General features: G+C 69.2%; 14 protein-coding genes. 8 read left to right on the top strand and 6 right to left on the bottom strand.

All coding sequences use genetic code 11. From position 1 onward, the window contains the following. Positions 1-275 precede the first annotated feature (275 nt). Genes ACFWMR_RS40870 through mrf form a run of 4 tightly spaced genes read right to left on the bottom strand, consistent with a single transcriptional unit; the run spans position 276 to position 3,011 of the window. On the bottom strand, positions 276-1,349 hold the full coding sequence (locus ACFWMR_RS40870) for a GTP-binding protein (protein WP_378382268.1): 1,074 nt from the start codon (positions 1,347-1,349) through the stop codon (positions 276-278). Next, complete coding sequence (gene rpmF / locus ACFWMR_RS40865; RefSeq protein ID WP_005149940.1) at positions 1,346-1,504, bottom strand: 50S ribosomal protein L32; 159 nt, start codon at positions 1,502-1,504, stop codon at positions 1,346-1,348. Before rpmF ends, ACFWMR_RS40870 begins: the two co-directional genes overlap by 4 nt. Next, the gene (locus tag ACFWMR_RS40860) at positions 1,504-1,761 is read right to left on the bottom strand and encodes a type B 50S ribosomal protein L31 (RefSeq protein WP_020635049.1); all 258 of its coding nucleotides are present in this window, start codon (positions 1,759-1,761) and stop codon (positions 1,504-1,506) included. The genes rpmF and ACFWMR_RS40860 overlap by 1 nt, the downstream gene beginning before the upstream one ends. Beyond that, the gene (gene mrf / locus ACFWMR_RS40855; RefSeq protein WP_378382267.1) at positions 1,758-3,011 is read right to left on the bottom strand and encodes a ribosome hibernation factor-recruiting GTPase MRF; all 1,254 of its coding nucleotides are present in this window, start codon (positions 3,009-3,011) and stop codon (positions 1,758-1,760) included. The genes ACFWMR_RS40860 and mrf overlap by 4 nt, the downstream gene beginning before the upstream one ends. 84 nt (positions 3,012-3,095) lie before the next feature. On the opposite strand from mrf, the gene rpmB reads away from it, so the two are divergent. The 6 genes from rpmB to cobA all read left to right on the top strand — a co-directional run bounded on the left by rpmB (position 3,096) and on the right by cobA (position 5,974). Further along, positions 3,096-3,332, top strand: coding sequence for a 50S ribosomal protein L28 (rpmB, locus tag ACFWMR_RS40850; protein ID WP_378382266.1), 237 nt, complete (start codon positions 3,096-3,098; stop codon positions 3,330-3,332). Then, on the top strand, positions 3,332-3,499 hold the full coding sequence (rpmG, locus tag ACFWMR_RS40845; protein WP_005149953.1) for a 50S ribosomal protein L33: 168 nt from the start codon (positions 3,332-3,334) through the stop codon (positions 3,497-3,499). Before rpmB ends, rpmG begins: the two co-directional genes overlap by 1 nt. Next, entirely contained in the window at positions 3,499-3,804 is a 306-nt protein-coding gene (gene rpsN, locus ACFWMR_RS40840; protein WP_378382265.1) for a 30S ribosomal protein S14, read from the top strand. The genes rpmG and rpsN overlap by 1 nt, the downstream gene beginning before the upstream one ends. Beyond that, entirely contained in the window at positions 3,801-4,049 is a 249-nt protein-coding gene (gene rpsR, locus ACFWMR_RS40835) for a 30S ribosomal protein S18 (protein ID WP_191251392.1), read from the top strand. The genes rpsN and rpsR overlap by 4 nt, the downstream gene beginning before the upstream one ends. Before the next feature lie 64 nt (positions 4,050-4,113). After that, complete coding sequence (locus ACFWMR_RS40830) at positions 4,114-4,521, top strand: ankyrin repeat domain-containing protein (RefSeq protein WP_093938766.1); 408 nt, start codon at positions 4,114-4,116, stop codon at positions 4,519-4,521. A gap of 229 nt (positions 4,522-4,750) precedes the next feature. After that, positions 4,751-5,974, top strand: coding sequence for a uroporphyrinogen-III C-methyltransferase (gene cobA / locus ACFWMR_RS40825; protein WP_378382264.1), 1,224 nt, complete (start codon positions 4,751-4,753; stop codon positions 5,972-5,974). Here the strand turns inward: cobA and ACFWMR_RS40820 are convergent. Together ACFWMR_RS40820 and ACFWMR_RS40815 are read right to left on the bottom strand one after the other, a co-directional pair. Further along, positions 5,956-6,504 carry a GNAT family N-acetyltransferase gene (locus ACFWMR_RS40820; protein WP_378276655.1) on the bottom strand — a complete coding sequence of 183 codons (549 nt, stop codon included), beginning with the start codon at positions 6,502-6,504 and terminating at the stop codon, positions 5,956-5,958. The genes cobA and ACFWMR_RS40820 overlap by 19 nt on opposite strands. After that, complete coding sequence (locus ACFWMR_RS40815; protein WP_378382263.1) at positions 6,494-7,381, bottom strand: alpha/beta fold hydrolase; 888 nt, start codon at positions 7,379-7,381, stop codon at positions 6,494-6,496. Before ACFWMR_RS40815 ends, ACFWMR_RS40820 begins: the two co-directional genes overlap by 11 nt. Before the next feature lie 128 nt (positions 7,382-7,509). Between ACFWMR_RS40815 and ACFWMR_RS40810 the strand changes: the two genes are divergently transcribed. Both ACFWMR_RS40810 and ACFWMR_RS40805 read left to right on the top strand, forming a co-directional pair. Further along, complete coding sequence (locus ACFWMR_RS40810; RefSeq protein WP_093938763.1) at positions 7,510-8,352, top strand: crotonase/enoyl-CoA hydratase family protein; 843 nt, start codon at positions 7,510-7,512, stop codon at positions 8,350-8,352. A 37-nt stretch (positions 8,353-8,389) separates the two neighbouring features. Further along, complete coding sequence (locus ACFWMR_RS40805; RefSeq protein ID WP_378382262.1) at positions 8,390-10,093, top strand: AMP-binding protein; 1,704 nt, start codon at positions 8,390-8,392, stop codon at positions 10,091-10,093. Positions 10,094-10,206: the final 113 nt, after the last annotated feature.

Raw genomic sequence — 10,206 nt, 5'->3', positions numbered from 1 at the left:
GCCACCACCAAAGCCGCACTCCGAGCACTCAAACGACACCTCACCAACACCATCTACCAAGCACTCAAAACAGACTTGACATAGAAGCTTCTTTCGGGCCACTGGACGTCCTGAAAGCGGCTTTCGCGACCCGGCGCACTGAGCCACTGAACGCCCCGGGCCGCCGGACCGGCGCGATCCCGACACCATTAACGACACCCGCTTACGCGACTTTGCCGAGACCCTGGCGCTAGACGCAAGGAAGAGGGCCTTCATGTACCCGGGAGCCGAACCTGTCAGTGAGCGTGTACCGCTTCCCAAGCCGGAAACGGATCCGCGCCGGCCGAACCGGTCGCCAGGCAAGCCCGGAGCGAGTCCAGCAGCGCGTCCTTCTCCAGCCCCACCCCGATGAACACCAGTTCCTGCCGCGGCGCGTCCTCGACACCCTGCGGCTCGAACCGCGCGACCGACCCGGCCTGCGACCACAGCCCGGTCACCCCGGGCCGCGACGTCAGCGAGAAGAACCCCTTCGACCGCAGGACGGTCCCGAACTCCCCGGAATCGAGCCTGCCGAGAAAATCCCACAGCCGTTCCGGATCGAACCCCGAAGCAGCGCGGAAGACCACGCTGGAGATCCCGTACTCCTCGGTCTCCGGGACGTGGTCGCCGTTGAGTTCGGCCACCCAGCCGGGCGCTTCCCGCGCCCGTTCGACGTCGTAGCGCCCGGTGCCGAGCAGCTTGTCGAGCGGGACCCGGCCGTGCGTGGAGACGACGACCTCGGCGGCCGGGTTGAGCCGCCGCAGCACCGCGGTCAGCCGCGCCAGCGAGGCGGCCGCGACGAGGTCCGCCTTGTTCAGCAACAGGACGTCCGCGAACTCGATCTGGTCCATCAGCAGGTCGCTCACGGTGCGGGAATCGTCCTCGTACTGGTCCAGCCCGCGTTCGGTCAGGGCGTCCCCGGACGCCAGTTCCCGCTCGAAGTTCACCGCGTCGACCACGGTCACCATCGTGTCGAGCCGCGCGGAGTCCAGGAAAGAGAACGTCGCCGCCACGGGCATCGGCTCTGAGATCCCGCTCGACTCGATGAGCAGGTAGTCGAACCGGTCGTCCGCGCAGAGCCGCGACACCTCTTCCAGCAAGTCGTCGCGCAGGGTGCAGCAGATGCAGCCGTTGGTCATCTCGACGAGCCGTTCCTCGGTGCGGGACAGGCTGTTCCCGTCCCGCACCAGCGCGGCGTCGATGTTGACCTCGCTCATGTCGTTCACGATCACCGCCACCCGCAGCCCGTCGCGGTTGCCGAGGATGTGGTTGAGCACGGTCGTCTTGCCCGCGCCGAGGAACCCGGACAGCACCGTGACCGGCGTCGTCACTCTCCACCCTGATGGAAGTGCTTCATCAGCTTGCGCGGCACGAGTTTCGTCTCGCCGTTCACCTTGATCGGCACCAGATCCGGCACGGCCGCCTTCCACTGCGACCGCCGGGACCGGGTGTTGCTGCGCGACATCTTCCGCTTCGGGACGGCCATTACTTCGAGCCTCCCCGGCGGCCGTAGCGGCGGTGGAACTTCTCGACCTGGCCGGCGCTGTCCATGATCCGCTGGTTACCGGTCCAGAACGGGTGCGACCACGAGCTGATCTCGACGTTCACCACCGGATAGGTGTTGCCGTCGCTCCATTCGATGGTCTGCTCCGACGTCGCGGTGGACCGCGTCAGGAAGGCGTCCCCGGTGGAGAGGTCCTTGAACACCACGGGGTGGTAGTCGGGGTGGATTCCGGGTTTCACTGCGTTTCGTCCTTTCGGTTCGACGCGTTCACGTCGTGCTTCTCGGGGTCGGTTTCCGTGTCCTCGCACGGTTCTTCGTGCCATTCGCCGAACGGATCCGGGTAGCGGAGCCATTCCTGTTCACCGGCGGCGAGTTCGTCTTCGGTCAGCAGCGCCCCATTGAGGGCGGCTTCGATCTCGTCGGGCGTGGCCTGATCGGTGACGACGACCAGTTCCTGCGCGCGATCGCCGAACGTCGGGTCCCAGCGCAGGGAAGCGAGCGTGCGGCGCTCGGGGGAGACGTCGGCCCAGTCCGGCCCGCCGGGGGCGGCGAGCCACGCCCCCGCGTGCCCGACGCCGAGGCCGCCGCCCGCGGATTCGATCCACAGCGCCATGTCCGGCTGGCTCGCCACCCACAGCCGTCCCCGGGTGCGGACGACGCCGTCGAGCAGGACGTCGATGGCGTCGTGGAGACGCTCCGGGTGGAACGGGCGCTGCGAGGTGAAGGTGAGCAGCCCGATGCCGCAGTCGGTGTGCAACGGCGGTTCTCCGCGCAGCAGCGGTCCGTGCATGTCGGTGACCTCGCCACGCCGGGCGTCGGCCGGGACGGCGTCGAGCACGGTCTTCCCGTCCACCGCGGACAGCTCGACGCGGGGAAGCGAGGGCGCGACCCTGTCGAGCACCGCCGACGCCTTCGCCGCGGACCAGGCGTCCGTTGCCGAGCCGGCGAGGACGAGCAGGTCGGCGAACTCGACCTGGGACAGAGCGACCTGGGCGACCGTGCGCTCGTCCTCGGGGCTGGCCCGAATGTCCCGTTCGGCCAGGGTGTCGTCGCCGGTGCTGTCGGCGAGCCAGGTCGCACAGTCGACGACGGCCAGCACGGCCTGGAGATCGACGTCCTCGATCACCGGTCGCTCGCCGACGAGGACGTTGTGCAGCGCCCAGCTGACCGGCTCGGGCTCCATGGCCTCGTCGAGCCGAACCACGATCCGCCGCACCTGCGGCATCCGCGAAAGCTTGCGCAGCAACGGAAGGAGGTCTTCGCGCAGCGTGCAGGAGACGCAGCCGTGCGCGAGTTCGAGGACGGTCAGCTGGTCGCGGTCGCCGAGCCGGATCCGCCGCCTGACCACGCCGGAGTGGATCTGCCTCAGGTCGTGGTGCACGACGGCGGTGCCGGGTCCGGCCAGGCGCAGCCGCTCGGCGAGGTCGGCGTTCGGTCCCGGTGCGAGGCCACTGATCAGGACGAGGGGCACGCGGGGGTTGTCGGTCACTGAAGCTCCGGGGCGTCGAGGGCGTTCGGGTTCGGCTGTGTAGAGTAAATGAAAACGACAACCGATATCAACTCGGGAGGGTGTATGTCCGCCGTGTGCCAGGTCACCGGCCGCAAACCGGGCTACGGGAAGCAGGTGTCGCATTCGCATCGGCGCACGTCCCGGCGCTGGGAGCCGAACCTGCAGGCCAAGCGGTACTTCGTGCCGAGCGAAGGGCGCTGGGTCCGGCTGCGGGTTTCGGTGAAGGGCATGAAGACCATCGACAAGCGGGGGATCGAGGCCGTCGTGTCCGAGCTCCGCGCGAAAGGGGTGAAGCTCTGATGGCCAAGAGCACCGACATCCGGCCGATCATCAAGCTCCGCTCGACGGCCGGCACCGGCTACACCTACGTCACGAAGAAGAACCGCCGGAACGACCCGGACCGCATGGTGCTGCGCAAGTACGACCCGGTCGCACGCAAGCACGTCGAGTTCAAGGAGGAGCGCTGATGGCCAAGAAGTCCAAGATCGCCAAGAACGAGCGGCGCAAGGTGGTCGCCGCTCGTTACGTGGAGAAGCGCCGTGAGCTGAAGGCCACCATCGCGTCGCCGTCCGCGTCCCCCGGGGAGAAGGCGGCCGCGGTGTCGGCGCTGCAGGCGATGCCGCGCGACGCCAGCGCGACCCGGATCCGCAACCGCGACACCGCCGACGGCCGCCCGCGCGGCTACCTGCGGAAATTCGGGCTCTCGCGGGTCCGGATGCGGCAGATGGCGCACAACGGCGAACTGCCCGGCGTCACGAAGTCGAGCTGGTGAGCGCGATGGCCAAGCCGAACCGGGACCGCCCCGCCAAGCGTAAGACGAACTTGTTGCACGCCAACAAGATCACCGAGGTCGACTGGAAGGACGCCGATCTGCTGCGGAAATTCATCTCCGACCGCGGCAAGATCCGCGCCCGCCGGGTCACCGGGCTGACACCCCAGCAGCAGAAACAGGTCGCCACCGCGATCAAGAACGCCCGCGAGATGGCTTTGCTGCCCTACCCCAACGCGGGCCGCTGACACCGCCGGTCCGGGCGGTGCGACACGCCGCCCGGACCCCGGTTCCTGTGGAAGAATCGGCCGTATGACGGAGAACCCCGGACAGGCCGAGGAAATCGATCCCGAACTGCTGGAGCTGTGGGCGAAGGTGTTCGGTTTCGCCCGCTCGGGAGCGACGGCGGAGATCATCGCGTACGTCGACGCCGGCATTTCGGCGAATCTGACCAACGACCGGGGCGACACCCTGGTCATGCTCGCGGCCTACCACGGGCACGCGGACACGGTCGCGGCCCTGCTCGAACGCGGCGCCGACCCGAACCGCGAGAACGACCGTGGTCAGAGCCCCCTCGCGGGCGCTGTCTTCAAGAACGAACCCGAGGTCGTGAAGGCGCTCCTCAAGGGCGGCGCGGACGCGGCGGCGGGGGAGCCGTCGGCGATCGACGCGGCCAAGATGTTCGGCAACACCGAACTGCTGGCTCTGCTCGAAGGCTGAAGTGGTCGGCGGAGCTCGGGACATCGGATAGCCAAATGGCCCCGCGCCTGAACCCGCCTCCCCGAAGGCTCCGCTATCGCGGTGGCAGTGCACCTCGTCCGTCCAACGCGACCTAGATGCCGACGTGTGCCCTGCCGACGTCGATCGCGGTCGCGGGTTCACCGATGGATGCTGAGGCGGTTCTCACTCGGATCGCGGTCCGGGCCTCTGAATCCTTACACTGCCCCGCATGGATGACCCGCACTACCTCTCCGGCCTCGACCTGGCAGGCCGTCGTGTCGTGATGATCGGCGGCGGGACGGTCGCCCAGCGCCGCCTGCCCCGGCTGATCGGCGCCGGCGCGCGGGTCGAACTGGTCTCGCCGCACACCACGCCGTCGGTGAGCGCCATGGCCGACGCCGGGGAGATCGTCTGGCACGAGCGCCACTACACCGAGGGTGACCTCGCCGACGCCTGGTACGCGTTGGCCTGCACGAACGATCCCGAGGTCAACGCCGCCGTCTGCGCGGAGGCCGAAAGCGCGCGAGTGTTCTGCGTCCGAGCCGACGACGGGGACCTCGGCAGCGCGGTCACCCCGGCGTCGGGCAGGCACGGCGGACTGCTGGTCGGCGTCCTCTCCGGGGGCGAGCCGCTGCGGTCGGCCTCCGTCCGGGACAGCATCCTCGACGGCCTTCGCGCCGGCACCGTCGCGGACGGCCGCGTGCCGGACGCGCGTGACGACCTCCCCGGCGTCGCTCTGGTCGGCGGTGGTCCCGGCGACCCGGAACTGATCACCGTGCGCGGCCGCCGTCTTCTCGCCAGGGCCGACGTCGTCGTCGCCGACAGGCTCGCCCCGCGCGAGCTGCTCGACGAACTCTCGCCCGAGGTCGAGATCGTCGACGCCGCGAAGATCCCGTACGGCCGCGCCGCCAGCCAGGACGTGATCAACTCGACGCTGATCGACAGGGCCAAGGCGGGCAAGTTCGTCGTCCGGCTCAAGGGCGGCGACCCGTACCTCTTCGGCCGCGGCTTCGAAGAAGTCCTCGCCTGCGCGGAAGCGGGCATCCCGGTGACGATGGTCCCCGGCATCACGAGCGCGTTCTCCGTCCCCGCCGCCGCGGACGTCCCGGTGACCCATCGCGGCGTCGCCCACGAGGTCGTGGTGGTGTCCGGTCACGTCGCGCCGGACGACGAGAAGTCACTGGTGGACTGGCGGCTGCTGGCGAAGATGCGCGGCACGATCGTCCTGATGATGGGCGTCGAGCGGCTTCCGCTGTTCACCAAGGCATTGCTGGAAGGGCGGCCCGGGGACACGCCGGTGGCGATCGTCGAGGACGGCACGATGCGCACCCAGCGGGTTCTTCGCTCTACTTTGGACAGTGTGGTCGAGGACGCCGCCGCGGCGGGCGTCCGGCCGCCCGCGGTGATCGTCTTCGGGCCGGTGGCGGGGCTGGCTCAGCCTTCGGAGACGTAGAGCCAGTCGGTCCCGTCGTCGCCGGGGGTGTCGAGGTGCTCGGCCCTGGCCAGGCCCGCCCGCAGCGCCACCCGCTGCGAGGCGACGTTCCCCGGCCGGACCCGGGCGATCACGAGGTCGTCCGGCCGGTGGGCGCGCGCCCAGTCCACCGCCGCGCCGGCGGCCTCGCTCGCGTACCCGGAACCCCAGGCGGACGGGAAGAACCGGTAGAAGAGGTTCAGGACCGGCCCTCGCCGGAAGCCGACGATCTTCACCCCGCAGAAGCCCAGCGCCTCCGCCGAGTCGTGCCGCCGGACCGTCCAGTACCCGAAGCCGTACCGGTTCCACTGGTGCGACCAGCGGAGCAGCAGCAGTTCCGCGTCCTTGCGCGTTTCCAGCAGGTCCGAGGGGTTGTGCGCGCAGGCCTCCGGATCGGTGTGGAGGGCGAAGATCGCGTCGAGGTCTCCGGGCCCGGGACGGCGCAGGAGCAGACGCCCGGTCCGCAGCTCCTCGGCGCCCGTGTCCCGGGTCGGTGCCGGATCAGCGGTCATGGCACCGGGCCGAGAAACCGGCGATGGCGTCGGTCAGGCGGGTCGGGTCGAAGCGCAGCTCGACCGGGCTGCGGGCCTGGACGAACTCGGCCCCCGGCATGTCCGCGGCCAGCGTGTCCGCGTCGCCGAAGGGATGGATCGGGTCGCCCTCGTGCCCGATGACCAGGGCCGGGGTCTCGATCTTCCGCCGGATCGACTTCGGCGGCGCGATCCGGCCGAAGAGCACGCCGTGCAGGAGCGCGGCCATCGGCGCGGGCTCCTGGGACAGCGTGTCGGTGACGACGTCGACCCACTGGTTGCCGTGCGGGACGAGCTTCGCAGCCAGCGCCACCCCTTGCACGGTCACCGGCAGGAACCGGGCGGCCATCAGCAGCGGCGCGAAGGTGATCAGCCCGGCGACTATCGCGTTGTCCAGCACCGGCATCTCGACGATCAGGCCGAGCGCGCGTTCCGGCGCGCTGACCGCCACTTCGAGCGCGACGTTGGCGCCCAGCGACGTCCCGCCGATGACGGCGGCGTCGATCTCCAGGTGGTCGAGCAGCGCGACGGTCTGCTCCGCGAACGCGGGCATCGAGTACAGCCACGAGTCGGTGGGCCGGTCCGAGTCGCCGTGCCCGAGCAGGTCGAGGGTCACCGCCCGGAAGCCGGCCCGCGCCAGCCTGCGGGCGAGCGGCGCGTGCATCCGCCTGGTCAGCATGATGCCGTGGGTGAGCACGACGACCCGGTCGCCGGAGCCGAACTCGGTGTAGGCGAGCCGATGACCCTCATGGGTGAAAGACCCCGAGAGCTCGATCGGGCGTGAGGAACGTTCTCGCCGCCGCCCGGGGATGAGTGCGGGCAGGTCGGCGACCGCGGTGGCGCTGCTGGCCGGGCTCATGTCCCACCGTCCTTCGTCGATCGTCGGTACTCACCGGTAGTACTCGCTGGTACCAGGAAAGCATCTTGTGACCACCGTGGCACAGTGGCCGTTGGCAGCCTGTCAATCACATGAGTCAAGATGACCTCATGACCGCTACAGCTGACAGTCTTCCCGATCTCGTTTCGCTCAAGGTGGAGATCGACGGGCACGTCGCCGAAGTGACCCTGCTCGGCCCTTCCAAGGGCAACGCGATGGGCCCCGATTTCTGGCGTGAGCTGCCGATCGTCTTCCGCGCGCTCGACGCGGACCCGCAGGTGAGGGCGGTCGTGCTGACCGGGAGCGGCAAGCACTTCTCCTACGGGCTCGATCTGCCCGCGATGATGCCCAGCTGGGGCGAAATGCTCGGCGGCGACGCGCTCGCGGGCCCGCGGACGAAGTTCCTCGACGAGGTCAAGACCCTCCAGGCGAGCGTGTCCTCGATCGCCGAATGCCGCAAACCGGTCATCGCGGCTATTTCCGGCTGGTGCATCGGTGGCGGCGTCGACGTGATCGCGGCCGCGGACATCCGCCTGGCGAGCGCGGACGCGAAGTTCAGCGTGCGCGAGGTCAAGGTCGCGATCGTGGCCGACCTCGGCAGCCTCCAGCGGCTCGCGCCGATCATCGGCGAAGGGCATCTGCGGGAGCTGGCCTACACCGGCAAGGACATCGACGCCGCCCGCGCGGAGAAGATCGGCCTGGTCAACGACGTCTACGCGGACCAGGACACCGTGCTCGCCGAGGCGCGCAAGATGGCGGGCGAGATCGCCACCAACCCGCCGCTGGTCGTCCACGGCACCAAGAACGTTCTGTCGGCCAACACCGAACGCCAGGTCGCCGAGGGCCTGCGCTACGTCTCGGCCTGGAACGCGGCCTTCCTGCCCAGCAAGGACCTCGGTGAGGCCGTGCAGGCGTTCCTCGAGCGGCGCGCGCCCGAGTTCAAGGGAGAGTAGAAAGAACCGGCGGCCACCCAGGACCAGGAGGACGATCGTGAGCGCTTCGGAGGCATACCGCACGTTCCGCGAGGCGCGGGACTATCTGCAGGCCCATCGCGAGGACTACGAGACCGCCTATCGCGATTTCACCTGGCCACGGCCGGACGAGTTCAACTGGGCGCTGGACTGGTTCGACGTCATCGCCGCGGATCCGGCCAATCAGGAGCGGTACGCGCTCTGGATCGTCGAAGAGGACGGCATCGAGAACCGCTGGACCTATCCGGAGATGGCGCGCCGGTCCAACCAGGTCGCGAACTGGCTGCGCTCGCTCGGCGTCTCCCGGGGCGACCGGCTGATCCTGATGCTGGGCAACCAGGGTGAGCTGTGGCAGACCATCCTCGCCGCGATCAAACTGGGCGCGGTCATCATCCCGGCCTCGACCCTGCTCGGCCCGGCGGACCTCGCCGACCGGGTCGAGCGGGGCGCCGCGAAACACGTCGTGATCCGCTCGGTCGACGCGCACAAGTTCGAGAACGTCGACGGTGACTACACCCGGATCACAGTCGGCGAACCGGTCGAAGGCTGGCAGTCCTTCGTGGACGCCTACGAGGAAGCGGAAGACTTCACGCCCGACGGCCCCACGGCGGCGGACGACCCGCTCCTGCTGTACTTCACGTCGGGCACGACCGCGAAGCCGAAACTGGTGCAGCACACGCAGGTCTCGTACCCGGTCGGGCATCTGTCCACAATGTACTGGATCGGCCTCGAACCGGGCGACGTCCACCTGAACATCTCGTCGCCGGGCTGGGCCAAACACGCGTGGAGCAACGTTTTCGCGCCGTGGAACGCCGAAGCGACGGTATTCCTCTACAACTACGCGCGCTTCGACGCGGTTTCCCTGATGGCGCAGATGGAACGCTGCGGCATCACCAGCTTCTGCGCCCCGCCGACGGTGTGGCGGATGCTCATCCAGGCGGACCTGACCGTGCTGAAGACGCCGCCGTCCAAGGTGGTCGGCGCGGGTGAACCACTCAACCCCGAAGTGATCGACCAGGTCGAAAAGGCTTGGGGTGTCACGATTCGCGACGGTTTCGGGCAGACCGAGAGCAGCGTCCAGATCGCCAACACCCCCGGACAGGACGTCGTCCCGGGCTCGATGGGCCGCCCGCTTCCCGGCTTCACCGTCGCGCTGGTGGACCCCGTCACCGGCGAGCGCGCGCAGGAGGGCGAGATCTGCCTCGACCTCGACAAGCGACCTGTCGGGCTGATGACCGGCTACGCGGACGACGACGAGCGATCCGCCGCCGCCTTCGCGAACGGCTTCTACCACACCGGCGACGTCGGTTCGATCGACGAACGCGGCTACATCACCTACGTGGGCCGCACGGACGACGTCTTCAAGGCGTCGGACTACCGGATCTCGCCGTTCGAACTGGAAAGTGTCCTGCTGGAACACGAGGCCGTCGCCGAAGCGGCCGTGGTCCCGGCCCCCGACCCGATCCGGCTCGCGGTGCCGAAGGCGTACGTCGTCCTCACGAACGGGCACGAGCCCACGGCCGACACCGCGGTGTCCATCCTGGCCTTCGCCCGGGAACATTTGGCCCCGTACAAACGGATCCGGCGGCTGGAGTTCACGGAACTGCCGAAGACGATCTCTGGCAAGATCCGCCGCGTCGAACTCCGCGGACGCGAAAACGACGCCGCCGAGCGGCCGGCGGGGGAGTTCCGCGAGGAGGACTTCCCGCAGCTGAAGAGCTGACCCCGCCCCCGCCACGCCACACTCACGTGATCAGCCCCGAAACTCGCGTGCTTGAGGGCGGAACTCGCGTGATCAGAGCCGTGACTCGCGTGCTTGGAGACGGAACTCGCGAG

The sequence above is a fragment of the Amycolatopsis thailandensis genome (genome assembly GCF_042723255.1).
In the GTDB taxonomy this organism is placed as follows: domain Bacteria; phylum Actinomycetota; class Actinomycetes; order Mycobacteriales; family Pseudonocardiaceae; genus Amycolatopsis; species Amycolatopsis thailandensis.
The sequence above is the reverse complement of the archived record's forward strand: the minus strand, read 5'-3'. Positions and strand labels throughout refer to the sequence as shown.